General features: G+C 66.0%; 25 protein-coding genes. 17 read left to right on the forward strand and 8 right to left on the reverse strand.

Going from position 1 to position 26474, the window contains the following annotated elements:
• Positions 1-2 precede the first annotated feature (2 nt).
• The 4 genes from CXQ91_RS08450 to CXQ91_RS08465 form a co-directional block, all read right to left on the reverse strand.
• A complete protein-coding gene (locus CXQ91_RS08450; RefSeq protein WP_104173482.1) occupies positions 3-770 on the reverse strand; it encodes an amino acid ABC transporter ATP-binding protein in 768 nt (255 codons plus the stop codon).
• Entirely contained in the window at positions 767-1825 is a 1059-nt protein-coding gene (locus tag CXQ91_RS08455) for an amino acid ABC transporter permease (RefSeq protein ID WP_104173483.1), read from the reverse strand. Before CXQ91_RS08455 ends, CXQ91_RS08450 begins: the two co-directional genes overlap by 4 nt.
• A gap of 6 nt (positions 1826-1831) precedes the next feature.
• On the reverse strand, positions 1832-2734 hold the full coding sequence (locus CXQ91_RS08460; RefSeq protein WP_104173484.1) for an ABC transporter substrate-binding protein: 903 nt from the start codon (positions 2732-2734) through the stop codon (positions 1832-1834).
• An 83-nt stretch (positions 2735-2817) separates the two neighbouring features.
• Positions 2818-4089, reverse strand: a complete 1272-nt coding sequence (locus CXQ91_RS08465) for an alpha-hydroxy acid oxidase (protein WP_104173485.1) — start codon at positions 4087-4089, stop codon at positions 2818-2820.
• Positions 4090-4221: 132 nt separating this feature from the next.
• On the opposite strand from CXQ91_RS08465, the gene CXQ91_RS08470 reads away from it, so the two are divergent.
• Positions 4222-5853, forward strand: a complete 1632-nt coding sequence (locus CXQ91_RS08470; RefSeq protein ID WP_146072311.1) for a CdaR family transcriptional regulator — start codon at positions 4222-4224, stop codon at positions 5851-5853.
• Between the two features lie 11 nt (positions 5854-5864).
• On the opposite strand, the gene CXQ91_RS08475 is transcribed toward CXQ91_RS08470, so the two are convergent.
• The gene (locus tag CXQ91_RS08475) at positions 5865-7379 is read right to left on the reverse strand and encodes an MFS transporter (protein ID WP_181038826.1); all 1515 of its coding nucleotides are present in this window, start codon (positions 7377-7379) and stop codon (positions 5865-5867) included.
• 261 nt (positions 7380-7640) lie between these two features.
• Between CXQ91_RS08475 and CXQ91_RS08480 the strand changes: the two genes are divergently transcribed.
• The 3 genes from CXQ91_RS08480 (at position 7641) to CXQ91_RS08490 (ending at position 10563) form a co-directional block, all read left to right on the forward strand.
• The gene (locus CXQ91_RS08480) at positions 7641-8393 is read left to right on the forward strand and encodes a metalloregulator ArsR/SmtB family transcription factor (protein ID WP_104173488.1); all 753 of its coding nucleotides are present in this window, start codon (positions 7641-7643) and stop codon (positions 8391-8393) included.
• A 173-nt stretch (positions 8394-8566) separates the two neighbouring features.
• A complete protein-coding gene (locus tag CXQ91_RS08485) occupies positions 8567-9190 on the forward strand; it encodes a dihydrofolate reductase family protein (RefSeq protein WP_104173489.1) in 624 nt (207 codons plus the stop codon).
• A gap of 383 nt (positions 9191-9573) precedes the next feature.
• Positions 9574-10563, forward strand: a complete 990-nt coding sequence (locus CXQ91_RS08490) for a TM2 domain-containing protein (RefSeq protein WP_146072312.1) — start codon at positions 9574-9576, stop codon at positions 10561-10563.
• A gap of 113 nt (positions 10564-10676) precedes the next feature.
• Here CXQ91_RS08490 and CXQ91_RS08495 read toward each other — a convergent pair whose 3' ends face one another.
• Both CXQ91_RS08495 and CXQ91_RS08500 read right to left on the reverse strand, forming a co-directional pair.
• The gene (locus CXQ91_RS08495) at positions 10677-11177 is read right to left on the reverse strand and encodes a DUF664 domain-containing protein (protein WP_104173491.1); all 501 of its coding nucleotides are present in this window, start codon (positions 11175-11177) and stop codon (positions 10677-10679) included.
• 42 nt (positions 11178-11219) lie between these two features.
• A complete protein-coding gene (locus tag CXQ91_RS08500) occupies positions 11220-11564 on the reverse strand; it encodes an iron chaperone (RefSeq protein ID WP_104173492.1) in 345 nt (114 codons plus the stop codon).
• A gap of 299 nt (positions 11565-11863) precedes the next feature.
• On the opposite strand from CXQ91_RS08500, the gene CXQ91_RS08505 reads away from it, so the two are divergent.
• From CXQ91_RS08505 to CXQ91_RS08540, 8 genes are all read left to right on the forward strand, one after another.
• Positions 11864-12277 carry a hypothetical protein gene (locus CXQ91_RS08505; RefSeq protein WP_104173493.1) on the forward strand — a complete coding sequence of 138 codons (414 nt, stop codon included), beginning with the start codon at positions 11864-11866 and terminating at the stop codon, positions 12275-12277.
• Between the two features lie 11 nt (positions 12278-12288).
• A complete protein-coding gene (locus CXQ91_RS08510) occupies positions 12289-12801 on the forward strand; it encodes a hypothetical protein (protein ID WP_104173494.1) in 513 nt (170 codons plus the stop codon).
• 58 nt (positions 12802-12859) lie between these two features.
• Positions 12860-13357, forward strand: a complete 498-nt coding sequence (locus tag CXQ91_RS08515) for a DinB family protein (RefSeq protein WP_104173495.1) — start codon at positions 12860-12862, stop codon at positions 13355-13357.
• Positions 13358-13406: 49 nt separating this feature from the next.
• Positions 13407-14960, forward strand: coding sequence for a PLP-dependent aminotransferase family protein (locus CXQ91_RS08520; protein WP_219816505.1), 1554 nt, complete (start codon positions 13407-13409; stop codon positions 14958-14960).
• A gap of 112 nt (positions 14961-15072) precedes the next feature.
• Positions 15073-16158, forward strand: coding sequence for a sugar phosphate isomerase/epimerase (locus CXQ91_RS08525; protein ID WP_104173497.1), 1086 nt, complete (start codon positions 15073-15075; stop codon positions 16156-16158).
• Positions 16155-17453 (forward strand): MFS transporter, encoded by a 1299-nt coding sequence (locus CXQ91_RS08530; protein ID WP_219816506.1) that lies wholly within the window; start codon positions 16155-16157, stop codon positions 17451-17453. The genes CXQ91_RS08525 and CXQ91_RS08530 overlap by 4 nt, the downstream gene beginning before the upstream one ends.
• A 268-nt stretch (positions 17454-17721) precedes the next feature.
• Complete coding sequence (locus CXQ91_RS08535; protein ID WP_104173670.1) at positions 17722-18099, forward strand: MarR family transcriptional regulator; 378 nt, start codon at positions 17722-17724, stop codon at positions 18097-18099.
• A complete protein-coding gene (locus CXQ91_RS08540; protein ID WP_104173498.1) occupies positions 18096-19358 on the forward strand; it encodes an MFS transporter in 1263 nt (420 codons plus the stop codon). Before CXQ91_RS08535 ends, CXQ91_RS08540 begins: the two co-directional genes overlap by 4 nt.
• On the opposite strand, the gene CXQ91_RS08545 is transcribed toward CXQ91_RS08540, so the two are convergent.
• Positions 19355-20278: a beta-galactosidase trimerization domain-containing protein gene (locus tag CXQ91_RS08545; protein WP_308471395.1), complete on the reverse strand. Its 924-nt coding sequence runs from the start codon at positions 20276-20278 to the stop codon at positions 19355-19357. The two genes, CXQ91_RS08540 and CXQ91_RS08545, sit on opposite strands and share 4 nt — an antisense overlap.
• Positions 20279-20377: 99 nt before the next feature.
• Here CXQ91_RS08545 and CXQ91_RS08550 point away from each other — a divergent pair, with 99 nt between their 5' ends.
• From CXQ91_RS08550 to CXQ91_RS08570, 5 genes are all read left to right on the forward strand, one after another.
• Positions 20378-21355: a LacI family DNA-binding transcriptional regulator gene (locus tag CXQ91_RS08550; RefSeq protein ID WP_104173499.1), complete on the forward strand. Its 978-nt coding sequence runs from the start codon at positions 20378-20380 to the stop codon at positions 21353-21355.
• A gap of 201 nt (positions 21356-21556) precedes the next feature.
• Complete coding sequence (locus tag CXQ91_RS08555) at positions 21557-22876, forward strand: ABC transporter substrate-binding protein (RefSeq protein WP_104173500.1); 1320 nt, start codon at positions 21557-21559, stop codon at positions 22874-22876.
• A complete protein-coding gene (locus CXQ91_RS08560; protein ID WP_181038827.1) occupies positions 22873-23889 on the forward strand; it encodes a carbohydrate ABC transporter permease in 1017 nt (338 codons plus the stop codon). The genes CXQ91_RS08555 and CXQ91_RS08560 overlap by 4 nt, the downstream gene beginning before the upstream one ends.
• The gene (locus tag CXQ91_RS08565; RefSeq protein ID WP_104173501.1) at positions 23886-24800 is read left to right on the forward strand and encodes a carbohydrate ABC transporter permease; all 915 of its coding nucleotides are present in this window, start codon (positions 23886-23888) and stop codon (positions 24798-24800) included. The genes CXQ91_RS08560 and CXQ91_RS08565 overlap by 4 nt, the downstream gene beginning before the upstream one ends.
• Positions 24797-26461, forward strand: a complete 1665-nt coding sequence (locus tag CXQ91_RS08570; protein ID WP_104173502.1) for an alpha-amylase family glycosyl hydrolase — start codon at positions 24797-24799, stop codon at positions 26459-26461. The genes CXQ91_RS08565 and CXQ91_RS08570 overlap by 4 nt, the downstream gene beginning before the upstream one ends.
• Positions 26462-26474: the final 13 nt, after the last annotated feature.

Raw genomic sequence — 26474 nt, forward strand, 5'->3', positions numbered from 1 at the left:
CGTCAGAGGACCTTGGAAAGGAATGCCTTGGTCCGTTCGTGCTGCGGATCGCTGAGGACCTGCCGGGGAGGCCCGGCCTCCACCACCACGCCTTCATCCATGAAAACCAGGGTGTCCGCCACCTCACGTGCGAACCCCATCTCGTGGGTCACCACGATCATGGTCATGCCGCTCTTGGCCAGTTCCTTCATGACATCGAGCACCTCGCCCACGAGTTCCGGGTCCAGCGCGCTGGTGGGCTCGTCGAAGAGCATCAGCTTCGGGTCCATGGCCAGGGCGCGGGCGATGGCCACGCGCTGCTGCTGCCCGCCGGACAGGTGCGCCGGGTAGGCATCTCCCTTGTCCCCCAGGCCCACGCGCTCCAGCAGTTCCCTGGCCCGGGCGGTGGCTTTGGCCTTGGAAATTCCCTTCACCCGCATGGGGGCCAGGATGATGTTCTCCACCGCGGTCAGGTGCGGAAACAGGTTGAACCGCTGGAACACCATCCCGATTTCCTGGCGTTGGAACGCTGCTTCCTTCAGCTTCAGTTCGTAGAGCTTGTCCCCTTTTTGGCGGTAGCCAACCAGCTGGCCGTCCACCGAGAGCCGGCCGCCGTCAACCCGTTCCAGGTGGTTGATGCAGCGCAGGAACGTGGATTTGCCCGAACCACTGGGCCCCACCATGCAGAGAACCTCCCCAGGGTTGACCTTGAGGTTAATTCCGCGAAGGACCTTGTTGGTACCGAAATTCTTGGAGACCCGCTCCGCGAGCACCATCGGCGCGTCCGTCATCCTTTTCCTCCAAACTCATTGCCGAGCGGCCCACCGGGAACGCCCGGCCCACCGGGAACACCGGGGCCGCCGGAAACCGCCGTCGGTTCCGCCGTCGTGCCTTCCTTGCCTGCCTTGGCCCGTCCGGTCCCGCGCGAGAACCGCTTTTCAATGAAGTGCTGGCCCACCATCAGCACGGAGGTGAAGAGCAGGTACCAGAGGGACGCCACTATCAGCAGCGGCACCGGCGTGAACGTCACCGCGGAAATACCACGGGACACCCCGTAGAGGTCAACGCTCAACGGGATCGCCGCCACCAGCGAGGTGGTTTTGAGCATCGAGATCACCTCATTGCCGGTAGGCGGAATGATAATCTTCATCGCCTGCGGAACCACCACGTAACGCATGGTCTGCCCCCAGGACATCGCCAGCGCCGTCGACGCCTCCGCTTGCCCCTCGTCCACTGACAGCAGCCCGGCCCGAACGATCTCGGACATGTAGGCGGCCTCGTTGAGGGCCAACCCGATCACCGCGGTGATGAAGAGGTTGGTGAAGACCTCATTCGGGATTGTGACCCACGGGTCCATGAACGGGATGCCCAGCGTAAACACGGGATAGATGAGCGCCACGATGCCCCAGAAAACCAGCTGCACGTAGACCGGGGTTCCCCGGAAAATCCAGATATACAGCCAGGCGATGCTCTTCAGCACAGGGTTGGGCGAAAGGCGCATGATGGCCAGCAGCAGTCCGATCACGATCGCGCCGATCATCGCGTAGATGGTCAGCCACAGCGTCACCCACGCAGCCTGGCTGATCCGGCGGTCGAAGATGTACTTGCCCACGTCCGCCCAGCCGTAGTCCGGGCGCTGGGCGGCATCCAGCACAAAGACCGCCAAGCCGATGATGAGGAGAACCGCCACCACGTTCCGCCACGGGTGGCGCAACGGGATGGCCACGATCGCTTCCGGCGGCGGGCCGTCCGTGTCCGGACCTTGCCCGGCCCGCGGCCTCCTGCTGGGACCCGGTTTCCTGCCGGGTTCCGCCTCAATCATCCGGCCGGATTCCGGCTCGCTCATGGTGTATCACCCCTTGGCTGCGACGTTGAGGTCCGCCGTCTTCACTCCGCCGGCTTCCACTCCCCACTTGGACAGGATCTTGGTGTAGGTACCGTCGTCGATCAGCGACTGGAGGGCTTTCTGGAGGACCGGCGTAAATTCGCTGCCCTGGGCCACGGGGATCCCGTACGGCGCCACTTCGAAGGCGTCGCCGGCGGTCTGCAGCTTGTCCTTCGTCTTGGAGATCGCATAGAGGGTCACGGGCGAATCGGCGCTCATGGCGTCCACCTGGCCCACAACGAGGGCGTTGGTGGCCTGGTCCTGGGCGTCGTACTTGAAGATGGTGATGGCCGGCTTGCCGGCGTCGGTGCAGGCCTTCGACTTGGCGGGCACTTCGTGGGTGTCCTCATACGTGGTTGCCTGGACGGCCACCTTGAGCCCGCAGGCGTTGTTGGGGTCCACGGTCTTGCCCTTGGGGGCGGCCCACTGGATCCCGGCGGAGTAGTAGTTCACGAAGTCCACCTGCTTTTCGCGTTCCAGCGTGTCCGTGAAGGAGGACATGCCCATGTCATCCTTCCCCGCGCGCACGGCGGGAAGGATGTTGTCGAAAGTGCCGATGTCGAAATTGACCTTCAAGCCCATGACCTTGCCCAGGGCGTTGGTGAGGTCCACTGACCAGCCTGCGGGCGCACCGTTGTCGTCCTTGAACTCGTTGGGCGGGTAGTTGTTGGCCATGCCGACGTTGAGCACGCCGGAGTTCTTCATCTTCTCCGGAAGCATCGCGGCAATGGAGTCATTCTTTTTCACGTCGACGGCGTCTGCGGTGCCGGATGCGCCGCCGGTGGCTGCCGGTTGGCTGTTGTCGACGCAGCCGGAGAGCGCGAGCGCCGTGGCTATGGTGAGGACGGGAAGTAGGTATCGGGTGCGCATGGTTTCCTTAGCTGTTCAGAGATTCACAGGTTCCCGCAAGTCTGCGGGAGGAGGGCACTGTGTGCCTGCATGTTCAGAACTCGTTAGTGCGTGTTGCCTGACGCCGTTGTTTCGATGATTTCTCCGGAACGGCGGATGTCCCGGAGAATTTCCCCGCCTCGAGCCTTCAATTCGGAAATGCTGGAAACGCCTACTAACGTCATGGTACGCCGCAGTTCGTCCCCGAAGATCTCGATAATGCGCCCGACACCCGGTGACCCGGCAGCCACCAATCCGTACAGGTAGGCCCTGCCGATGGAGCAGGCGTCGGCACCCAGCGCCAGCGCCTTGAGGATGTCGCTGCCCCGCCGGATTCCCGAGTCCACATAGATCTCCATCGAATCGCCCACCCGCTCGCGGGATTCCTGCAGCACGTCCATCGGACTCAGCATGTGGTCCAGTTGGCGGCCGCCGTGGTTGCTGAGCTGGACGGCATCCAGGCCGATCCGGGCGGCCTTTTCGACGTCGGCCGGGTTGACGCAGCCCTTGAGCACGATCTTGCCCTGCCACGCCTGCCGCAAGGCTTCCAGTTCCTTCCATCCGCTGGTCGCATCCGAGTGGCCAAGGATGTGCTGCCACATCGACGGGGTGACCACGGAGGTGGCCGCCGCACTGTGCGGATCCAGGTTCGGAAAACTGATTCCGTCCGACTTCAGGAAGTTGATCCACCAGGAAGGCCGCCGGGCAATGTCCGCCATGGTGGAAAGCGTCAGCGCGGGAGGCGCGGTGAAGCCGTTGTGCAGGTCCCGTTCCCTGGCGCCGAGCGCCCGCGTATCGACGCCGACAATCAGTGTGCTGAATCCGGCGGCTTCGCAGCGCTCCAGTTTGTCCTTCAGCGCCTGGGCGTCGGAGGTGAGCCCGATGTTGAACCAGCGGTCAAGTGCCGGGTGGCCTTCCGCAATGGTTTCCATGGCCACGGTGCTCAGCCCGGCCAGCCCGTACGGGATGCGGGCCCGGTCGGCGGCGGCCGCGACGGCCAACTCGCCCTCGGGATGGAACAGGCGGGTTGCCCCGGTTGGCGTCAACGTCAGGGGCAGGGCACTGTCTTTTCCGAGCAACGTCGTGCGGGTGTCGGGTCCGGAGACCGGGCCCCAGCTGGGCATGAGCGCCCAGGAATCGAAGACGGCGCGGTTGCGGCGCAGCGTCACTTCGTCTTCAGAGCCGCCGTCGAGATAGTCAAAAATCCCGGCCGGCAGGACTCTCTGCGCCGACTTTCGGTATTCCTCCACATTGAAAGCGTTGGCCAGCACACGGCGCCGTCGGGATAGTACGGGGGCTTTGACCTGGATGAGCTGCCTGGCTTCGCTGATTTTCAATTGCGGCCTTCCAGTTCGTGCGTGCGTTACCGTTCAGCGTAGGAACGGGAAGCCCATGCCACTATGGAGATAACGACAAATTTAGGGGCATTCCATTAGGACCACCTACCAAACCGTGCAGGCGGCGGCACCGTGAGTCTCCCCGCGGCGGAGAATCACGGTCTGCCCACTCTGGCGGATGTCGCGCGCTCGGCGGGATCGGAAATTGTCAGCCTCGTCGAAATGCCGGCCGATGACCAGAAGCTTGTGGCGGGTTCCGTGCTGTACGACTCGACGGCCCGGCCCGCCACGTTCCCCGGCGCTGTTGCCCTGGCCATCGGCCTGTCGCTGTCCGGAAAGCGTCTACGCGTGAAGGTCCAGGAGCTCCACGACGCCGGCTACGTGGCAATAGTTTACAAGTCCAACGGCAACCCGGATGCCGCCCTCCGCGCAGCCGCCAGGGAGACGGGGATGGCCCTCTTCCGTGCCTCCGACTCGGTTCCGTGGAACCAGCTGGCGGAGATCATGGACGCGGCGGTGGTCCCGCACCGGCAGTCAGGCCGCACCCTGGTGGACATCCGCCCCGGGGACCTGTTCGACCTGGCCAACATCGTCGCGGCCCAGGCCGGGGGCGCCATTGCGATCGCCGATCCGGACCAGACGATCCTGGCTTATTCGACCCTCCCGGACCAGCCCATTGACGAGACGCGGCGGAGCTCGATCCTGCGTCTGCACGTGCCGCATTCCGTTCAGACCGACAAGGACTACCGGCGCGTCCATGCCGCCAGCGATGCGCTGAATGTGGCGACGGAGGACCCCCGGCTCCGTCGCACGGCCATCGCCATCCGGGCCGGCGGCGCCGTGCTGGGAACGCTCTGGCTGCTCGAACGCGCCGAACACCACAACGAGGACGCGCACCGGATCCTGCGTGAAGCTGCCAACGTTGCCGCGCTCCATATCCTGCACAAGCGCACAACGTACGTCTCGAATCTCACCCGCCAGATGGACCTGGTCCGGCCGCTGCTGTTCGAACCGGAGCGCGCCGAGCTGGCCGCCATGCGGCTGGGAATATCGGCATCTTCGATCCGTGTGGCCGCCCTCAGCGTCTGGCCGGCGGACGCCATAGCCGCCGAAACACTGCAATCACGCCTCAGGCTCTTCGACACCATCCGGACCGCCTGCGCCATCCGGCTGCCCTCCGCCGTCTGTGGGCTCTCGGACGGCATCGTGTACATCGTCCTGCCGCAGAGCACAGAAGCGTCCGTGCAGTTTCAGCGCGGCGCCATTCTCAAAATTGTCCAGAACGCGCGGCGGCTTCTTTCACGCCCGGTCCTGGCCGCCCTGGGCGTGGCGGCCGCGATCGACCGGCTTGCAGAGTCCCGGGTCAACGCGGAACTGGTCCTGTCCGAACTGGTTCGCAACGTCGTCGAGGGCCGCATACCCGCCGACTCCGATGACGTGGTGGCCGACGACGACTCCCTCGGCTCACGGCTGCAGCTGCGCCAGATCGTCTCGTCGCTGACGGCGTCCGGTCAACTGCCGGGAACCCACGCCCTCAGGATCGCCGAGTACGACGAACACCATAAGAAATCCTTTGAAGAGACCATCCACGCCTACCTGAGCTGCGGCGGCAACGCGATCGAGGCCGCCAAGTCCCTCGACGTGCACGTCAACACGGTCCGCTACCGCTTATCCCGGGTGGAGGCCCTCTTCGGCATCGACCTGGACGATCCCGAAACGCGCCTGCTCGTGTGGCTGCAGTTGTGGGCGAGACACAACCAGTAGGGCCGCTTCCGTCAACTGCCCGGCGTCGTCCCCGCGTGTCCCACGTGCGCCGCCCTCGCGGTTTCGTAGCTGCTGTCGAACGGCAGCGTGTCCATGTCCAGCAGCGGGTTCTCGTCCTGCGTCGCCACCAGTTCGCGGGCCGCTTCGTCCGAGTCCACGCTGGGCATCGACCCGGGCAGGTGCCGCCGGGCGGATTCGGGCAGGAAGTAAATGGTGACCGCGGCGATCGCCGAGGTGGCCATCAGGTAGTACGCGGGCATCATGTCGTTGCCTGTCGCCTGGATGAGGGAGGCAATGATGAAGGGGGTGGTGCCGCCGAAGATCGCCACGGCGAAGTTGTAGGCGATGCCCATGGCCCCGTAGCGGTGGGCCGTGGGGAACAGCGCCGGCAGCGCCGAGGCGAGATTCGCCACGTAGAACGTCACCGGGAAGGCGACCAGGGCAAGGCCCGTGAGGGTGGCCGGGACGGTTCCGACCGAGATCAGCAGGAAGGCGGGGATCGACAGCACTACGGTACTGACGGCACCGATCCAGAGCACGGGGCGCCGCCCGATCCGGTCCGAGAGATGACCGGTGAGCGGGATGCACAGTGACATGACCACCAGGACCGGGATGGTCAGCAGCGTCCCGTGGATCTCGTCGTATCCTTTGTTGCTGGTCAGGTATGTGGGCATGTAGGACGTGAGCGCGTAGCCCACCGTGTTGGCCGCCGCCACGAGGATCATGGCCAGAACGATCCTGCGCCAATAGGTCCTGAAGATCCCTGCCGGGCCGATGGCTCCGAGCAGCTCGCCGGTCTCGGGGTGCCGGGCTGATTCCTCTTCCGCTTCCAGGGTTGCCTGGAACACCGGTGATTCCTCGATCTTCATCCGGAAGTAGATGGCGATGATGCCTAACGGACCGGCAACCAGGAACGGGATGCGCCAGCCCCACGCCTCCATCTGCTCCTGGCCCAGGGTCAGCTGAAGCACGGAGACCAGGCCCGCGCCGATGGCAAATCCCAGGTAGCTGCCCATGTCGAGGAAGCTGGCGAAGAAGCCGCGGCGCCTGTCCGGCGAATGCTCGCAAACGAAGGTGGTTGCACCCGCGTACTCGCCGCCGGTGGAAAAGCCCTGGACCAGCTTGGTGACCACCAGCAGCACCGCGGCCCAGATGCCCAGCACGGAATAGCCCGGGAGCAGCCCGACGGCGAAGGTGGCCGCCGCCATGAGCATCAGGGTCATGGCCAGCACTTTCTGGCGGCCAATCTTGTCCCCCAGCCAGCCGAAGAAGATGCCACCCAAGGGGCGGGCGATAAACGTGGCGCCGAAGGTTCCCAGCAGGAACAGGTTCTGCACCGCTTTGTCGGCTTCGGGCAGGAACACCGGACCCATGGTGGTGATCAGATAACCGAACACACCGACGTCGTACCACTCCATGGTGTTGCCGACGATGGTGCCGCCCAGCGCTTTCCTCAGCGTGGGATGGTGGACGACATTGACGTCCGAGAAACGGAGGCGGCGCTTTTTCGGAGGCTGAACGGTCATGGCCGCGGCCCTCCCGCGTCGACGTTGATCTGGCCCCGGCACTGGCTCTGAAGCATTTTCATTCCTCCACGGGAGGTCACGCGTCATCCCCAAATGGCGCCATCTTGGGCGTTGGACTCACGGTGCTCCGATCATTTTCGCACTGCCGCCCCGGCACATCAATGAAATACCGTGCTTCTCCGGTTGACGGTGGAACTCAGCCGCCGGTTACGGCCAAGAAAACCCTCGACATGTGACCAATTGGTCACCTATTCTGGAGCTGTGGACGCCGTATTCAAGGCCCTCGCCGACCCCACCCGCCGTGACCTCCTTGATGAACTGTTCAGGGAAGACGGGCAGACCCTCCACGCGCTCGAGGCACGCTTCGACATGACCCGCTACGGCGTTATGAAGCACCTCAAGCTGCTGGAGGAAGCCGGCCTGGTGGTCACCCGCCGTCGGGGCCGCGAGAAACTCCACTTCCTGAATCCGGTGCCCATCCGGCTGGTCCACGACCGCTGGGTCAGCAAATATGCCGAACCATGGGCCGCTGCCCTCAGCGACCTCAAAACCCGATTGGAAAGTCCCATGGAAAAGATCTTCGAAATCTATATCAAGACCACCCCGGAACGGCTCTGGGAAGCCATCACGGGCAGCGAGATCCGCAGCAAGTACCAGTTCGGGATGAACATCAGCTCGGACTGGACGCCCGGATCCCGGTTCGAGATGGCACCCAACGGCGGGGACCCCCTGGGCGAAGGCGAAAACATCGAAGTGGACCCGCCCCGGAAGCTCGTCCAGACCATGCGGGCGCTGTGGGGCGAGGACGTCAAGGCCGAAGGCACGTCACGCATCACGTGGGAGATCGAGCCGGTGGGCGACGATTCCTGCCACCTCACCGTCACGCACGACCAGCTCCGCGAAGGCGCCAACGACCAGCTCTACGGCGGCTGGCCGATGATCCTCTCCGGCCTGAAGACCTGGCTGGAAACCGGCGAGCTCCTCACCACGCCCGGCTCCCTGATGTACACCTGAGGCGGCTGTACACCTGAGGCGGGCGGCGGGCGCAACCCGGGCGCCGCCGTCGTACTCCCCCGCCCGGCGGAACCACCGGGTGCCGGAGAGCCGTTGATACCGGTTGCTTCGTGTGGCAACCTCGAAGTGATCCGCCGCCGCGGCGACGACGGGCTGCAGAGAAGGAGCACGGCATGGGACTCATCCATATCGACCTGTTCACCACTCTCGACGGCGTCGCGCAGGCGCCCGGCGGGCCGGAGGAGGACGCCGAGGGCGGTTTCGCGTTTGGCGGCTGGCAGGCGCCTCTCATCGACGAAGTGGTGGGCGACCAGATTGACTCCGGGGTGGCGGGGATGGACGCGCTGCTGCTCGGGCGCCGGACCTACGACATTTTCGCCTCGTACTGGCCGCACGCGAACGGGGACATCGCGCGGCTGTTCAACCGCCTCCCGAAATACGTGGCCTCGCGCCAGACGCCGAACCTCGAGTGGGCCGGCTCCACACTGCTCGGTCCTGATGTCCCCGCCTCCGTGCGCGAACTGCGCGACAGGCACGAGAACATCCACGTCATCGGCAGCCTCGACTTCGTGCAGACCCTGTTCGCCGAGAAGCTCTTCGACCGGCTCACGCTCTGGGTGTATCCGATCCTCCTCGGCGGCGGCAAAAAGGTCTTCGCCAGTGGGGTGGTTCCGACGAACCTCACACTCATCGAGCCGGTGGTCGCCTCACCGAAGGGTGCGGTGCTGCAGCGCTACGCGCTCGCCGACGGCACGCCCGGCGTCGGAGACATGTCAGCCGTCGACCAGGAGGGCTAGCCGCGGCGGTTCAGGCCCTTGGCGTACGCGGCCTGCCCCACGTGCTGGAGGCAGTCGGCAATCGTGCTGAAGGCTGCGCGGCTTCAGCCGTGCGGCCGTGACGGGTGGTTGCGGTATTGCTGTGCAAAACCTGTTCCAGTCCTGCGCCAATACTGCATAAATCGGCACGGCCGCTGAGGCATGCTGTAACCCGGGCGGCTACACCGTAGACGCACTTCTGGGGGGAAGCGAACGTCACATGAGCATGCCATAGCGCGCCAAGCCATCCTTCCGCACCGCCCGAGAGCGAATCACCGGCGAACCCCGTCCAGCTGACGGCATATCTCGCATCCATCACGCACTCCGGGCGCCCCGGCACCAGGGCGCCCTTTGAAAGGAACCCAATGAGCTCAAAAGACCCCTACGGCGCACCGCAGCAGCCGCAGCCGCGGCAGGCCCCCTACGGCCAGGGGCCCTCTTACGGGCAAGCCCCCACTTATGGGCAGACCCCCGCCTTCGGGCAAGCACCCGTGGCCACACAGCCTTACCCAGGCGCCCCTGGCCAATACCCGGGAGCCCCGGCACCCTATCCCGGCGGCCCAATGCTGGGTGGCTACGGAGTGAGCAACAAGTCCTTCCTTGTGACCTGGCTGCTCTCCCTGCTCGTCGGAGTATTCGGCGTCGACCGTTTTTACCTGGGCAAGGTCGGTACCGGACTGCTCAAGCTGTTCACCTTCGGAGGCATGGGTATCTGGGCCCTTGTTGACCTCATTCTCGTTCTGACGAACAAGCAGCGCGACAAGCAGGGCCTCCCACTGGAGGGCTATGACCAGCACAAGAAGGTCGCCTTCATCGTGACCGGAGTGGTCGTTCTCCTCAGCATCATCTTCAATTCCACCCGAGGTCCTTCAGCTCCTGTTTCCGCACCTGCGGCTAACCAGGCAGCTGAAGCCCCCGCTGCGGCGCCTGCAGCTCCGGCTGCTGAAGCTCCGGCTGCGTCATCGGAAAAGAAGGTCGGCGAGGCATTCACTGCTGACATGGGCAACGGGAACACCGCCAAGATCACCATCCTTTCCGCCACCTACGGCCCCTCGATCACGACCGGTCCGTTCGACAGCCCGGCGAAGAACGGCGGCTACCTGACCCTCGATGTGCTTTGGGAGACGGAGAAGGGCGAGACCACCAGCAACCCGCTGTACTTCAAGGCCAAGGACGCTGACGGCCGCTCCGCCAGCGTTGAACTCATCATGGATGACCAGCTGGGTTCCGGCGAGATCCCGGCCGGTGACAAGGCACGAGGCAAGGTTGCCTTTGACATCAAGTCGGGCACGTCTACCGTCATCATTACAAACCCGATCCTGCAGGAAGTCGCACGCATCAGTGTGACCCCGTAACGACTGACATTCCCCGAGGGAGCCTCCGTTTGGGGGCTCCCTCATTCATGGGGTCCCGGGGTGTTGTCCGGCCGTCAACGGCGGATCTCACACCAAGAGGGCAGCCGTGTAAGTCAGGGTTTCAGGCCCTTGGCGTACGCGGCCTGCCCCACATGCTGGAGGCAGTCGGCAATCGTGCTGACCAGCCGCACGCCGAGGGTGACGGGCGGGTCCCAGCGGGTGTCGACGATGCGGTCCAGATCGTCGTCGCCGAGGGTCTGCAGAAAGCCCACGGTCTGCCGGTGAACGGCGTCGTAGTATTCGAGCAGCAGCGCCGGCGGGGCCTTCACCGAATCGACCTGCACGCTCGAATGGCCGTAGCCGGTGTCACGCTTCTGCAGCGGCAGGTCGAAGCGGCCCACAAACCCCTGCGAGGTCCAGACCTGTTCCAGGCCAGCGGCGGAGGCGACCTGAGCATCCTCCACCCGGCCCAAGTGCCAGATCAGCCACGCCATCGAGTTTCCGGTGCCCGCCGGCCGCCGGACCAGGCCCCCGCCGTCGACTCCTTCAAGAGTGGCTTCCACGGTCTCCCGGATCCGGCCGAAAGCGTCCAGCAACAGTTCGTTGGATTTCATCAGGTCCCCTTTATCTGCGTTTCCGTGTGCTTGCGCGTTCACTTACTTCTGGATCTCCGCGCGGCGCAGGCGCACTATTTCCTCCAGCACATCGTCCGGGACGGGATGATCCGAGGTAAAGCGGATGGTCCCCTTGGACAACGAATATCCCCCTAGCCGGTTGGCGACGGCGTCAATCACCGCCGGGGAGAACGGGAAAATGGAGAGGTGCTTCGCCGCTGCCACGACGCCAAGGAGGGGCTTCCCCTCAACCTTCAAGGCGGGCATCCCGTAGCTCACCCCTTCAACGGCCTCGGGCACGACGGCCCTGGCAATGTCTATGACCCGTTGAAGACACCCGCGCTGGGGTTCGGGTAAAGCGGCCAAGGAATCGTCAACGGTGCCCATGGCGCTCAGTCTATTCCGCGTTCCACGCCCGTGGCCTGCGACGGCGACGAGTGGCGGGGTGGGGAGAGGCCGGATACTTCTCCCCATCCCCAAGCGAGCAGCAGGCGGCTAGAGTCAGGCTCGGCTGTCAGACGAAATCAGGGGGACAACGGATGCAACGACCGCAGGGCTACGGCCCACCGCCAATGCCTGCCCAGCAGCCTCAGGGACATCCGTACCCGCCATACGGACCACCTCAGCAGCGATTTCAGCCTTCGCCGAAGAAGAGCAAACTCGGCTGGATTCTGGGTGCGGTTGGCGTGGCAACCGTCCTGTTTGTTCTCCTCCTCTTCGCCGCCTGCACCACCATGGTCAATGGCATCAACGAAGGAGGTGACCATCAGGAAAAGGCCCGCACGATGATGGCCATGGCGGACCACCTGCCGGAAGAGGATTGGCAGCTCATTGTACGAGTCGATCCAAAAGTGGAGCAGGGCTGCCTCTCGATCGACATCGAGTGCGTACGACTGAACGCCTCATGGTCGGTGCCCCATGAGGTGACTAAGGAAGACGCTGCCTCCCGCCTGGGACTGGATTGCAGTGATTCCGCAAGGACCTACAAGGGCTGCCCCCGGAAAAACTCGACAGACGGCATCACTGCAGACCTTCGTATCTATCCGGCCAAGAATGCGCCAGGCACGTGGCAGGTCGCCATTGACCTGAGGGCAAGATAGGAATGGAAGATATGCAACCACCGCAGGGCCACGCCGCACAGCCGGAACCCTCGCAGCAGCCTCAGGTTCCGCAAAGGACGAACAAGCTCGGATGGGTGCTCGGTGGCGCTGGCGCTGCAACCGCACTGATCGTGGTCCTCCTCTTCGCCGGTTGCGCCGCCTTGACTGACGCCGTCAAGAACGGCGGCAGTAACGAGGAGAAGGCACAGGCGATGATCGCGAAGGCGGACAACTTGCCCGAAAGCGACTGGCAACTCGTGGAACGTTCTGATCCGGACACCGGCTGCCTTTCGACAGATACCGACTGCGTCCGGCTGAACGCAACGTGGTCGGTGAACCACAAAGTTGGCCTGGCAGACACCGCCGGCCGGCTGGGCGTGGACATGAGCGGGCCGCCGATGGGGCTGTTCTCCGGTTGCCTCAAGTCCGAAATGGAGGACGGAGGCATGGCAAGGGTCTGCATCGACCCCGCCCCGGACCTGGACGACAGCTGGCTTGTCCGCATTGAGCTCACCGCAAAGTAGCGGCTCCTGTGCCAGGCTGGTCGTTGCCCCGGCCTGCCGCCCTTGCGATACTTCAGCCATGCCTCCCCTCCCCGCCACGTTCGCCGAAGACGTCCTCCATCAGCCTGCCCGCGTCCAGTTCGAGGCCTTCCTCAATGAACACCGCAGCATGCTCAACTCCTGCCTGGACGGGCTAACCGAAGAACAGGCCCGCCGGTCCCTGGTGCCTTCACGGACCACGCTGCTCGGCCTGGTAAAGCATGCCACCTTCGTGGAAAAGGTGTGGTTCGACGAAGCGATCACGTGCCGGTCGCGCGCCGAGATCGGCATCCCGGCCACACCGGACGAGTCGTTCATCCTCGACGAAGCGGACACCATCGCCACCGTCCGGCAAGCCCACCTCGACGCCTGCGAGGCCTCCCGCCGCGCCACGTCAGTCCTGGAGCTCGACGACGTGCTCCTCGGCAACCGCCGCGGACCGCTGCCGCTCCGCTGGGTGTACCTGCACATGCTCCGGGAGCTCGCCCAGCACTGCGGTCACGCCGACATCCTCCGCGAGCAGATCACCCCCGGCTAGGGCGTGTCTCCGGGACTTCGCCGTTTCCCCATCGGCCTCCGCAGCTCGGATGAAACCGGGGCGCGTAAAATGGAGCGATGGTGAAATCAGCTCCGCGATTCGCAGGATGAAGAGCCCCGGTGGCCGTCTGCTGGCCGGACTCGAGCTCGACCGCGCCGAGCCTCAGCCCCTGCACCGGCAGCTGTACGCGCAACTGCGCACACAAATCCTGACGGGTTCGCTGCCGAGTGGAACCCGCCTACCCTCGACCCGCACGCTGGTCACCGACCTGGGGGTATCGCGGATCACCGTCGTATCGGCTTTCGAGCAGCTCACCGCCGAGGGCTTCTTGCGCTCACGCGCTGGAGACGGCACATACGTCGACACGCTGTGGAGCGATGCCGCCCCGCCGCGGCCGACGTCCCGGCCGCCGCTGTCCGAGCGCGGGGCCGCCACCTCTGCGCGGGGCACCGACCTGTTCAGCGAGGCACCGCACATGTGGGCGCCGGCCGAGACGGAATCGTTCGTCGCCAGCCAGGTTGCGTCCTCGGCTTTCCCCGCGGTGACCTGGAAGCGCCTTCTGGGGCGCCATGCCGCGCGCACCGATCAGCTTGCGATCGGGTACGGCGATCCGCACGGCCATCGCCCGCTGCGGGAAGCGATCGCTGACTACGTCAACGACGTAAGGGGCCTGGGGTGCACCGCGGACCAGGTCGTCATCACTTCCGGTGCCCAGCATGCCTTCAACGTGCTGGCGGTTCTCCTGCTCGACGCCGGCGACCCCGTCCTCGTCGAGGACCCCGGGCACATCTCCGGACGGCTCGCCTTCCAGTCCCAGGGCTGCCCGGTCCGGGGCGCCCCCGTTGACGACGAAGGAGCGGTCCTCCCGGACGAGCACGATGGCGCGCCTCCGGCTCGTCTGGCCTGCCTGACTCCCGCGCGGCAGCACCCGCTCGGCATCGCGATGAGTCCGGCGCGGCGGGCGGAATGGATCGCGTGGGCGCAGCGAAACGGGAGCTGGATCGTTGAGGACGACTGCGACAGCGAGTTGCGCTACCGCGGGAAACTCCTCCCGACGCTGTTCGGGCTAGATCTGAGCAGGCATGTGATCACCGTAGGCTCTTTCAGCAAGGTGCTCGCGCCTTCGATACGCCTTGGATATTGCGTGCTGCCGGAGGACTTGGTGGAGCCGTTCGCGTCCGCATCATCGGTCATCGGCCGCCCGCCCGCGATGTTGCTCCAGGCGGCTCTCGCGGACTTCCTGTCAGAAGGACATATGCACGCCCATCTGCGCCGGACCCGGCGTCTGTACGCGGCACGCCAGGACGCACTGCTCGACGCGATCGATCATCAGTTGAGCCACAGGATCGAAGCCTCCCAGGTTGACGCGGGCCTGCACGTAATGGGCTGGCTCCGTGAAGCGGTCGACGATATCGAGGTGGCGCGGGGACTTGCCGCGGGTGGGGTGTACACCTACCCTCTCGGCGAGTACCGGATCACCCGACGGCGTTCCCCGGCGCTGCTGATCGGGTTCGCCGGCACCGCGGAGGAGCGCATGCCGCAGGCGGTCGGCAGGATGGCCGCCGCGTGGGACCGATGGGCGCGCAGCAGCGCAAACTCCTGAATGGACTTAACGGCTCGGTGCTTAATGGATATTTTCAGACGTCCATTACTGGCATACAAATGTTGAGTGACAACTGTCACCTACCCCCGACATTCCTTCCGAGGAGCTACACATGTCCCCTGCCGACGCCCTATTCCAGGCGCTCCTGAGACCTCGCCTCAACGAAGAGGAGATTGAATCCCTGCCCCGACTGACCGACGAGCTGGCCCGGACCCTGATCGACCGAATCGACGGTGCGCGCCTGTTCGCCCATGCCTACGCACTCCTGGGCAACCTCACGTATGGCGGGTACGGGCCCGACGACGTGCTCGACTTCGCGCATCGGCACGGCCTGGCCGGCGCCTGCATCCATCTCCTCGACGGCGAGGAGCGGAGCCTGGGCCGGATGAGCGACGACCAGCTGCGCGGGTTCGCAGACCGCGCACGCCGCCTGGGTCTCAGCATCCACCTCGAGATCAGCACAACCCTGCGCGCGGACGTGGACGTGGTGGTCCGCATCGCGGGAGTCCTCGGCGTCGAGCACATCCGCGTCTACTCGCGTTTCGAGGGCACGCTCTCCCAGGTCATGACCCTGATCGAGCAGGACCTGCACCGGCTCGCCGCGATCGCCGATGAGCACGATCTGCACTTCTCCTTCGAGCAGCACGAAGAGCTGCGCTCAACCGAGATCGCAGAGCTGTTGCGCCGGCTCTCCCATCCGCGACTGCACGCCATGTTCGACTTCGGAAACATGATCAATGCCTGTGAGCGTCCGATGGACGCCTTCTCAGCGCTCGCGCCGCATATCCTGCAGGCGCACCTGAAGGGGGTGCATGTTCTCCCTGAGGGGGACGGGTTCGGTCACCGCGGTGTGCTGCAGGGAAGTCCGGACGACGACCTGCCCGGTGCTCGGATGCTCTTCGAGCTCCTGATGCTCGGTGACAACGAGCCCCAGGTGATCGCCCTGGCACTTGAGCAGGAGAACCTTTACTACGCTCCAGCCTTCCGCCACGCCGGCGAGGGCGAGGACCCGTTCATCCCATACCGTGATCTGAGCACTACGGGCATCCCGGCGGGTTGGACCCGGGATGAGCTGCTGGCCGCAGAACCGGGCTGGGCCGACCATCAGGTGGCCTATGCGAAGGATCTGCTCACTTCGCTGCGCGACATCGCCGTCTTGCAGCTCGACACCACGAACTCCCTGGCAGGTGCACGATGACCACGATGGCAAACACTCCCGAGAAGACCACAGACCGCACCGACTGGAGCAAATGGATCCGCTTCGCGCTGCTGGTCATGGCGGGCGGCACGATCTACAAGCTCGCCAACCTCAAGGACGCGTTCTACGTCCCCATGCAGGAGGCCATGGGCCTCAGCCACACAGAGATCGGGACGCTGCTGAGCGTCAACTCGATGGTTGCAACGGCGCTCTTCATCGTGGGCGGCTACCTCGCAGACCGCTTCTCCACACGGATCCTCATCCCGCTCGGTCTCGTCGGCACCGGTGCGCTGGGTCTTTTCCTGAGCACCTTCCCGGGCTTCGGCACGCTCCTCCTCCTGTTCGCGCTGCTGGCCGTCTGCTCGGACTGCCTGGTCTGGCCCGCGCTGCTCAAGAGCATCCGCCAGCTCGGCGGCTCGAAGGAACAAGGACGGCTCTTTGGCCTGCTCGAAGGCGGCCGCGGCGTCGTGGACACGGCCGTGGCATTCTCCGCACTGGGAATCTTCGTCCTCCTCGGTTCAGGCACCGGCGGGTTCCGCGCGGCCATCGCCTTCTACGCCATCATCGACATCGCCGTCGGCGTGCTGCTGTTCTTGCTGCTTCGCAATCAGACAAGCGAGCAGATCAGTAAGCAGCCCGCAGAGAAGAAGCAGAAGGCCGGCCTCGGCGAGATCTGGCGTGCGGCGAAGATGCCGCAGCTGTGGTGGGTGAGCTTCACCGTGTTCATGGTGTACGTGGTGTATTGCGGCCTCACCTACTTCATTCCCTACCTGACCTACGTCTACGGGCTGCCGGTCGCGCTGGTCGGCGCCTACGGCATCATCAACCAGTACGGCCTGAAGATCCTCGGCGGCCCGATCGGCGGAGTTCTCGCGGACAAGGTGTTCAAGGGGGCGAGCCGGTACATCCGGCTGGCGTTCCTGTGCCTGATCCCGGTGGTGGCGGTGCTGCTGGTCCTGCCGGCCGATCCGGGCAGCCAGATCCCGGCCATGATGGTGACCCTGCTGTTCTCGCTCATCGTCTTCACCATGCGCGGTGTGTTCTGGGCGCCGATGGACGAAGTGGGGATCCCGGAGAAGTCCAGCGGCACCGCCTTCGGCATCGCCTGCCTGGTGGGCTACGCACCCGGGATGTTCGCCTTCATGGTCTACGGGGCCATCCTCGATGCGAATCCGGGAGCCGGTGGCTACCACATCGTATTCATCGTGCTCGCGACGCTCGCTCTGGTGGGAGCGCTGGTGTCCAGCGGCCTCGTGCGGGCCGCCCGGGCCCGACGGGCAGCAGTCGAGGTCTGACGCTTTTCCGGACGCGAACGACGACGGAACCCCTGGGAAACCCAGGGGTTCCGTCGTCAGATGATTTGAAACCGTCTGGAAGAGACACGCCTAAGGCCGCAGCCCGCACTTGCCGCCAGCACCCCGTCGGAGCATAATGGTTAGCAGAGCTAATTAGCATTGCTAAGTAAATTCGCAGGAGGCGCAACGCACAGTGACGGCAACGGACCGGGAGCCCCAGGACAGCATCAAGCCGGATATTCTGGCCATCGACCTTCGGACGGCGGTGATGCGCACTTCCCGCAGGCTCCGCGTGGAGGCAACCGGTGACGTCATCACGCCGGGCCAGTACACGGTCCTGGCCCAACTGAACGGCGGCGGCCCGCAGACCCTCCGCGAACTGGCAGAACGCGAGCACGTGCAGGCGCCCTCTATGACCCGGATCGTGAATGCCCTCACAGAGCTGGGCTTTGTCACCCGGACAGCCCATCCGCTGGACGGACGCCAGGTCCAGGTGGGAATCACCCCGGCCGGCGAGGCCATCCTGGCCGAGGCGCGTGAACAACGGACCGCCTGGCTGGCCCACCGTGTCGCCGGACTGAACGACGAAGACCGCCGGATCCTGAGCCGCGCGGCCCGCATCATGCAGCAGCTGAGTGCAAAATGAGCGCCATGTTCCAGGCGTTGGAGAACCGCAATTACCGCGTGTGGGCGGGCGGGGCGCTCGTCTCCAATATCGGCACGTGGATGCAGCGCGTGGCCCAGGACTGGCTGGTACTGACCGTGCTCACCGACCATTCCGGCACGGCCGTTGGCATCACCACCGGTCTGCAGTTCCTGCCGATGCTGCTGCTTGGCCCCTACGGCGGCGTGCTCGCGGACCGGCACCGCAAACGTATGATCCTGCTCTGGACGCAGCTGGCGATGGGCCTGTGCGGGCTGGCCATCGGACTCCTGGTGGTGACGGGCACCGCCCAGCTGTGGCACGCCTACCTCGCTGCCCTGTGCCTTGGGCTCGCCAGCGCCATTGACGCCCCGGCCCGCCAGTCCTTCGTCTCCGAACTTGTGGGGCAGGACAAGGTGTCCAACGCAGTGGCCCTGAACTCCGCTTCCTTCAACACGGCAAGGCTCACCGGCCCTGCCATCGCCGGTGTGCTGATTGCCTGGGTGGGCACCGGGCCGGTCTTCCTGCTCAACGCGGCCAGCTTCGCCGCAGTCATCATCTCGCTGTTCCGGATCCGCACCTCGGAACTGGCCCCGTCCACGCTGGCAGTCCGCGGCAAGCACCAGGTGGCCGAGGGCCTGCGGTACGTGCGGGGCCGGCCCGACCTGGTGCTCATCCTGGTCATGGTGGGGATCCTTGGCGCCTTCGGGATGAATTTCCCCATCACCAACGCGCTGATGTCCACCGCGGAGTTCGGGGTGGGACCGGGTGAATTCGGGCTGCTGGGCTCCATCATGGCGGTCGGGACCCTGGCCGGTGCCCTGCTCGCGGCCCGCCGGTCCGGCCCCCGGCTGCGTTTCCTGCTTGGCGGGGCGCTCGGACTCGGGTTCTTCACGCTGGTAGGCAGCGTGTCGCCGTCGTTCTGGCTCTATGCCGCGGTGCTGATACCGGTGGGCCTGGCCTCCATCACCTTCCTGAACAGCTGCAACACCAGCATCCAGCTCTCCGTGGAGCCGCAGTTCCGGGGCCGGGTGCTGGCCCTCTACCTGGCCGTCCTCCAGGGCGGCACCGCCGTCGGAGCGCCGCTCATGGGATGGATCGGCACGGAATTCGGCGCGCGCTGGTCAGTGGCCGCCGGCGGACTCATCGTGTTGCTGACAGGCCTGCTCTCCGTCATCGCGGTCAGCCGGCGCAGCCCGCTGACCTTCCGGGGACAGCTGCGAACCGCGTTCCCCGGAAAACGCGCCGTTCCTGACGCTTAGGCGTCAGCCTCCACCAGCACCCGCACGTCCCAGGCGCCCAGCTCCAGCACGTCGCCGTAGCCGAGGGACTCGCCGCTGATGACGTCCGTCACCGCACCTGGCAGCTTGAAGCTGCCGGGCGTCCAGGACCAGTTGTGCACGAACCGGAGACGGCGGCCGTCCCGGGCCGAGGCGCCGGTGACGGTCTGCGACGCCGTCTGCGGACGCCAGTCGCCCTGGTCCCGGGCAGCCCACTGCAGGATGTCCCGGGCCAGCGCCTCGTTCGGAACGGTGCCCACGTACGTGATGCGGCCCTTCCCGTGCGCGTTGGTGGTCAGCGCCGGCCACCGGCCGAAGTGCACGTGGTCGTAGGAGGCCAGCACCTGCGCCCCCTGGGGCTGGACGCCGTCGATCCAGCGCGTACCGGCGGCAGCCGGGCTGGGGCTGAAGCCGGCGCCCTTGAAGCCCGCAGCCACCAGAACGGGCTGCGCGCTGGCGTACGCTGCCGGGTCCTGCGCAATCATCTGGCCGGGGTGCAGCAGGCGGGACTGCAGGCCGGCGTCGAACGCGCCCCGGTAGAAGGCGTCGAAAATGGCCTGGTACGAACGCGGGTCCGGCTCGCTATCGTGCTGACCAGCCAGCGAGAGCTGCGGCGCCTCCTGGAACGCCCACTTCGTGTCGTTTGAGTACACCAGGGCGATGTCGGCGTCGGGCGTCAGGCCGGTGACCAGGTAACCGGCCGCGGCGAAGTCCGCCCCCAGCTCCTTGATCTGCCGGTAGGTCCGGCCGGGCTCCAGGCTGTGCGGCAGCACCCCGCCCCAGAACGTCTCGGCGCCGAAGTGCAGGGTGTGCCAGTGCCAGTACTCGATCATGCTGGCGCCGCGGGACACCAGGGCCCACGCCGTTCCGGCGGCCCCCGCGTTTACGAAACGTACAGCAATCCCGTATGCCTCCGTTTAGTGTTGGTGCAGCAGATCACGAAACCGATTACGTAAACCGTTTGCGTAAGACGGTTCCAGCAACACCCGCGAGGAGAAACAGTGGTAACCATCAGGGACGTCGCCAAGCACGCCGGCGTATCTCCCGCCACCGTTTCGCGGGTGGTCAACGGGCTGGTGGGGTACTCCACCGAGACCCGCGAGCGCGTGGAGGACGCGGTCCGGAGCCTCAGCTACGAAACGGACTACCTTGCCCGCGGCCTGAAAACCCGGCAGACCTCCGTGATCGGGCTTCTGGCCCCTATGGTCTCGGATGCCCTCGCCTCGCAGGTCATGCTGGGGGTTGAGCAGGAAGCCCAGGAGCGCGGCTACGCCGTGATGCTTGGCCGCACCGGCGCCAAGTCGGCGTTCATCGCCGGCTACCTCCGGACGCTCCGCACTTACCGGGCGGCCGGCGTCATCCTCATCTCCGCCGTCATTACCCCCGAAACACGGCAACTGCTGGGGCCGAACATCCCCATCATCTCCGTGGCCATCAGCGACAAGTCAGGCTCACCCAGCGTGGCCATCGACGACGAACAGGCAGCCTACGACGCAACCCGTCACCTGCTGAAGCTCGGCCACCGCCGGATCGGCCTGCTCGCCGGAGACCCCGCCTCCATCTACGTGGCCCAGCCACGCCAACGCGGTTACCTCCGCGCCATGGCCGAGGCCAAATGCACCCCCGCCACCGCCGCGGGCAGCTTCTTCTACGAAAGCGGCGCCCCCGGCCTGGACGAACTCCTCCATCAGGAACCGGAACTCACCGCCATCTTCGCCATGAGCGACGAGATGGGGGCCGCCGTGGTGAACGAACTGCAGAAACGGGGCCGCCGGGTCCCGGAGGACGTCTCCGTGCTCGGGTTCGACAACACCTCCACCGCCCTGCACGTCCACCCGCCCCTGAGCACCATGGCCCAGCCGCTCGAGGAAATGGGACGGATGGCGGTCAAGAAACTCCTCCGCTCCCGCGACCTGGGACCGAAGATCATGCCGCACCGGCTGATCGAACGCGGCTCCACCGCGCCACCCACCAGCTAGCGCCACCCACCAGCTAGCGCCCCAAGACCTAACGCCCCAACCCAGCCACACCGCACCCAACCCAAAACCCCACGGCAACAGCCGGCACTGACTTGTGCCGCCGTCGTCGCACTCCCCTGCGCCCTAAAACCAAGCGCCCTAAAACCAAGCGCCCTAAACCAAGTGCCAGAAACCAAACAGAACCCCCTGAAGGAGCAACACATGAGGCAGCGCCGCCGGACCTGGCAGACTCTTCTCACCACCACCGCATTCGTGACGGCCGCCGCCGTCTCGCTCACGGCCTGCGGCGGATCCGCGCAGGAACCCAAGGCCGCCGCCAACGCCGCCGCGGCGTTCGAAGGCAAGGGCCCCATCAACTACGTCTCCTCCCGCGACGCCTCGGGCGCCGCGCAGAAGAGCATCGACGAATGGAACGCCGCCCACCCGGACCAGAAGGTCACCTTCATCGAGCTCCCGGACTCCGCGGACCAGCAGCGCCAGCAGCTCATCCAGAACGCGCAGATCAAGTCGGACACGTTCAGCGTGCTCAACCTGGACGTGGTCTGGAACTCCGAATTCGCCGCCAACAAGTGGGTCCTCCCGCTCCCCGAGGACGCCATCCCCACGGCGGACATGATCCCCGCCACCGTCAACGCCGCGAAGTACCGGGACACCCTCTACGGCGCCCCGTACTACACCGACGGCGCGCTCTTCTACTACCGCACCGACCTGCTCAGGGCCGCCGGCGTGGCCGCCCCGCCCAAGACCTGGGACGAGATGAAGGCCGCCTGCGAAAAGGTCCTGGCACTGCCAGAGGCCAAGGGCATGTCCTGCTACGCCGGCCAGTTCGACAAGAACGAGGGCCTCACGGTCAACTTCTCCGAAGCCGTGGCCTCAGCCGGCGGCAGCATCGTGGACGCCGAGGGCAAACCCACCGTCAACACCGCCGAAGCCAGGCAGGGCCTCTCCCAGCTGGTGGACGGCTTCAAGGATGGCCTCTTCCCCAGCGACGCCATCACCTACCTCGAGGAACAGGGCCGCCGCGCGTTCCAGGACGGCAAAGTGGTGTTCCTGCGCAACTGGCCGTTCCTCTACTCGTCGCTGAGCGCCACGGACGGCTCCAGCTCCGTGGCCGGCAAGTTCAACATCACCTCCATCCCCGGCACCAAGGGCCCCGGCGTCTCCACCCTGGGCGGCCGCAACCTGGCCGTCTCCCCCTTCACGCAGAACAAGGCAACGGCCCTGGAGTTCATCAGGTTCTTCACCAGCCAGGAACAGGCCCAGAAGCGGCTGGCGCTCAGCTCCCGTGCGCCGGCCTACGCCGCGCTCTACGAGGATCCCGCCGTCGTGGCCAAGCGCCCGTTCTTCCCCACCCTGCTCGAATCCCTGACCAACGCCCAGCCCCGCCCCAAGGTGGTCCAGTACGGCGCCACCACCAAGGCCATCCAGGAAGAGGCCTACGCCGCCCTCACCGGCGCCAAGGACACGGACACCGCCCTGAAGGACATGCAGGCCAAGCTCGAAGAGATCACCGCGAAATGACAACCACAGTTACTTCGCCGGCACCTTCGGCACCGCAGGACCTAAAGAACCCAAACCGCGGCCTCAAGACCCGTACTCCCGGCGAAGGCCGCATGGCCGCCATGCTGCTCTCCCCCACGCTCCTGGTCCTGGCCCTGGTGATCGTGTACCCGCTCATCTCGGCCATCCACCAGTCGCTCTTCAGCGCCGAGTCCGGCCTGGACGCGGACGGCTTCGTCACCGAGGGCGAGGCCTTCGTGGGCCTGGCCAACTACGCGGACCTCTTCGTGGGCGAATCCGGCCGGCGCTTCCTTAACGCCTTCGGCAACACCACATTCTTCACCGTCACCACCGTGCTGCTGGAAACCGTCCTGGGCCTGTGCCTGGCGCTGGCCATGAACCGGGCGTTCCGCGGCCGGGCCTTCCTCCGCGCCAGCATCCTGGTCCCGTGGGCCGTGCCCACCGCCGTCTCCGGCCTGCTGTGGCGCTGGATCTTCCAGTCGGACGGCATCGCCAACAGCCTGCTCGGCAGCGAGATCCTCTGGACCGCCGAAGGCACCGCCTCCAAGCTGGCCGTGATCATTGCGGAGGTGTGGAAGACCGCCCCGTTCATCGGCCTGCTGGTCCTGGCCGGCATGCAGATCATCCCGGAGGAAGTGTACGAGGCCGCCAAGATCGACGGCGCCGGCTGGTGGCGCCAGCTGGGCTCCATCACGCTCCCCCTGGTCAAGCCCACGCTCCTGGTGGCCGTGCTGTTCCGCATGCTCGACGCCCTGCGGATGTTCGACCTCCCGTTCGTCCTCATCGGGCCCGGCAAGGAGTCCGTGGAAACTCTCTCCATGCTCGCCTGGGACGAGTCCAACCAGCTCCGCTACGGCTCCGCCTCCGCTTTCGCCGTCGTACTGTTCCTGTACGTCGCCGTAGTGGCCGTGGTGTTCGTGAAGGTGCTGGGCGCGGACGTCACCGGCGCCAAAAAGCTGGGCTCCAAGAAGCGCAAGGCAACCCGTTCACAGAAGGCCGAGGCCACCCGATGACCATCACCGAACTCCGCAGCCTCGCCACTGACGGTAAGCGGCGCGCCCGCCAGCAGAACGCCGACGCTCCTGTCCCTGCGAAGAAGAAGCGCACCTGGCGCTCGTACTCCGTGTACGCCGGACTGGTGCTGATCTTCGCCTACTGCCTGGCGCCGTTCTACTGGATGATCGTCTCCAGCCTCCGCCGCACCGCGGACATCTTCGACAACACCTTCCTGCCCGCGCCGTTCTCCCTCGAGAACTACGTGAAGGTGTTCGACGGCTCCACCATGTTCGGCCAGGCCCTGCTCAACAGCCTGATCGTGGCCGGCACCACCACGGTGTTCGCCCTGGTGCTGGGAGTCTTCGCCGCGTACGCCATTTCCCGGCTGGAGTTCCGGTTCAAGTCCGTGATCCTCGGCGTTATTATTGCGACGTCGATGTTCCCCGGCATCTCGGTGGTGGTCCCGCTGCTGAGGTTCTTCACGGACCTCGGCTGGATCAACACCTACCAGGCGATGATCATCCCCAACCTGTCCTTCGCCATCCCGCTCGCCGTCTGGAACCTGACCACGTTCATGAAACAGCTGCCGTTCGACCTCGAAGAAGCGGCGATGATCGACGGCTGCACCAAGTGGCAGGCGTTCCGGAAGGTGCTGCTTCCGTTGGCCGCGCCCGGCGTGTTCACCACCGCCATCCTGACGTTCATCCACAGCTGGAACGAGTTCATCATCGCCCTCTCGATGATCAACGACCCCAAAATCCAGACCGCCACCGTGGCCATCTCCAAGTTCACCGGCGCCACCGAATTCCAGGCACCGTTCGGCGAACAGATGGCCGCCGGCGTGATCGTCACTGTCCCGCTGGTGATCATGGTGCTGATCTTCCAGCGCCGGATCGTGGAAGGCCTCACCGCCGGGGCCGGCAAATGAGCGCTGTTTCTGTTTCACGAGAAGCGCACGACGCCGGCTGGTGGGAGTCCGCCGTCATCTACCAGGTGTATCCTCGCTCCTTCGCGGACGGGAACGGCGACGGCGTGGGGGACCTCGCCGGACTCACCGCCCGCCTCCCGTACATCGCCTCGCTGGGCGTGGACGGCATCTGGATGACGCCGTTCCAGCCCTCCCCGCAGGTGGACCAGGGCTACGACGTCAGCGACTACTGCGGCGTGGACCCGCTCTTCGGCACCATGGACGAGTTCGACCGGCTGCTGGAGCTCGCCCACTCCCTGGGCCTGCGCATCCTGCTCGACGTCGTCCCCAACCATTGCTCCTCGGCCCACCCGCTGTTCCAGCAGGCCCTCGCGGCCGGGCCGGGCTCGCCGGAGCGGGACATGTTCCACTTCGTCGAGGGCCGCAGTTCCGGCCCGGACTCCCCCAGCGACCTGCCGCCCAACAACTGGCAGAGCGTGTTCGGCGGGCAGGCCTGGAGCCGCGCCACTCCCGACTCGGAGACGGACACCGAGTGGTACCTGCACCTCTTCTCGGCCGGCCAGCCCGACTGGAACTGGCGGAACCCCGCGGTGGGCGATTACTTCGAAGGCGTGCTCCGCTTCTGGTTCGACAAGGGCGTGGATGGCCTCCGGATCGACGTCGCGCACGCCCTCTTCAAAGCGGACGGCCTGCCGGACGCAGCATCCGCCACGGCCGTCGTGGACGGGCTGCGGTCCAACCCGCTGGTCTCCGACCAGGAGGAAGTCCACGAGGTGTACCGCCGCTGGCGAACCCTCGCCGAGAAGTACCAGCCGCACCGCCTGCTGGTGGGCGAGGTCAACCTGGAACCCGCCCGCGCCGCCCGCTACACCCGCGCCGATGAGATGCACCAGGCGTTCGCCTTCGCCTTCGTGAAGCTCGGCTGGGATCCCGCGGCCTGGGCTTCTGTGGGATCGGAACTGGAGGCCGCCCGGCAGCTCCATGGCGCCGCGCCAAGCTGGGCGCTGGAGAACCACGACATCGTCCGCTCCGTGACCCGCTTCGGCGGTAGCGGAATGGGCAGTGGCGAGCTGGGTGTCCGCCGGGCCCGGGCCGCCCTGCTGGCACTGCTCGGACTCCCCGGTGCGGCCTACATTTACCAGGGCCAGGAACTCGGCCTGCCCGAGGCGGACGTTCCGGTGGGGGCCCGGGTGGACCCGATGTGGGCCCGCGGCGGCATCACCCGCGACGGCGCCCGCGTCCCGCTGCCCTGGACCGAGGACGCGGCGCTGAACCACGGGTTCTCGCTGGGTCCCGCTGGTGAGCCTGCGGCGAATCAGGCATCGGCGCCGTGGCTGCCGCAGCCCGAGGGCTGGGGCAGCCACGCGATCGAAACCCAGCAGCAGGATCCCGGATCCACGCTCGCACTGGTGACTGCCGCCGTCGGACTCCGACGCAAGCTGTGGGAGCAGGGCGTGTTCACCGCGGACGACGGCGGCAGCTGGCGTGTGGAGGACGGGAACCTGCTGATCTGCGAGCGCAGCCCGAAGTTCCTGGTGGCCGTCGCGATGGGATCCGGGCCGGTGCGGCTGCCTGCGGGGACCGTGCTCGCCAGCGCGGTCCCGCTGGAAACCGACGGCTACCTGCAGCCGGACAACGCCGCGTGGGTGCTGCGGGACTGAGTTTTTCGGAAGT

Origin of the sequence: Arthrobacter sp. Y81, from assembly GCF_002929335.1 — a bacterium.
Classification (GTDB): Bacteria; Actinomycetota; Actinomycetes; order Actinomycetales; family Micrococcaceae; genus Arthrobacter.

Coding starts and splice junctions, on each gene's coding strand:
- CXQ91_RS08525 (WP_104173497.1), top strand. CDS start 15,073: ATGTCCCCTGCCGACGCCCTATTCCAGGCGCTCCTGAGACCTCGCCTC.
- CXQ91_RS08560 (WP_181038827.1), top strand. CDS start 22,873: ATGACAACCACAGTTACTTCGCCGGCACCTTCGGCACCGCAGGACCTA.
- CXQ91_RS08490 (WP_146072312.1), top strand. CDS start 9,574: ATGAGCTCAAAAGACCCCTACGGCGCACCGCAGCAGCCGCAGCCGCGG.
- CXQ91_RS08565 (WP_104173501.1), top strand. CDS start 23,886: ATGACCATCACCGAACTCCGCAGCCTCGCCACTGACGGTAAGCGGCGC.
- CXQ91_RS08570 (WP_104173502.1), top strand. CDS start 24,797: ATGAGCGCTGTTTCTGTTTCACGAGAAGCGCACGACGCCGGCTGGTGG.
- CXQ91_RS08455 (WP_104173483.1), bottom strand. CDS start 1,825: ATGAGCGAGCCGGAATCCGGCCGGATGATTGAGGCGGAACCCGGCAGG.
- CXQ91_RS08450 (WP_104173482.1), bottom strand. CDS start 770: ATGACGGACGCGCCGATGGTGCTCGCGGAGCGGGTCTCCAAGAATTTC.
- CXQ91_RS08530 (WP_219816506.1), top strand. CDS start 16,155: ATGACCACGATGGCAAACACTCCCGAGAAGACCACAGACCGCACCGAC.
- CXQ91_RS08540 (WP_104173498.1), top strand. CDS start 18,096: ATGAGCGCCATGTTCCAGGCGTTGGAGAACCGCAATTACCGCGTGTGG.
- CXQ91_RS08460 (WP_104173484.1), bottom strand. CDS start 2,734: ATGCGCACCCGATACCTACTTCCCGTCCTCACCATAGCCACGGCGCTC.
- CXQ91_RS08515 (WP_104173495.1), top strand. CDS start 12,860: ATGCCTCCCCTCCCCGCCACGTTCGCCGAAGACGTCCTCCATCAGCCT.
- CXQ91_RS08510 (WP_104173494.1), top strand. CDS start 12,289: ATGCAACCACCGCAGGGCCACGCCGCACAGCCGGAACCCTCGCAGCAG.
- CXQ91_RS08535 (WP_104173670.1), top strand. CDS start 17,722: ATGCGCACTTCCCGCAGGCTCCGCGTGGAGGCAACCGGTGACGTCATC.
- CXQ91_RS08475 (WP_181038826.1), bottom strand. CDS start 7,379: ATGACCGTTCAGCCTCCGAAAAAGCGCCGCCTCCGTTTCTCGGACGTC.
- CXQ91_RS08485 (WP_104173489.1), top strand. CDS start 8,567: ATGGGACTCATCCATATCGACCTGTTCACCACTCTCGACGGCGTCGCG.
- CXQ91_RS08555 (WP_104173500.1), top strand. CDS start 21,557: ATGAGGCAGCGCCGCCGGACCTGGCAGACTCTTCTCACCACCACCGCA.
- CXQ91_RS08500 (WP_104173492.1), bottom strand. CDS start 11,564: ATGGGCACCGTTGACGATTCCTTGGCCGCTTTACCCGAACCCCAGCGC.
- CXQ91_RS08495 (WP_104173491.1), bottom strand. CDS start 11,177: ATGAAATCCAACGAACTGTTGCTGGACGCTTTCGGCCGGATCCGGGAG.
- CXQ91_RS08520 (WP_219816505.1), top strand. CDS start 13,407: ATGAAACCGGGGCGCGTAAAATGGAGCGATGGTGAAATCAGCTCCGCG.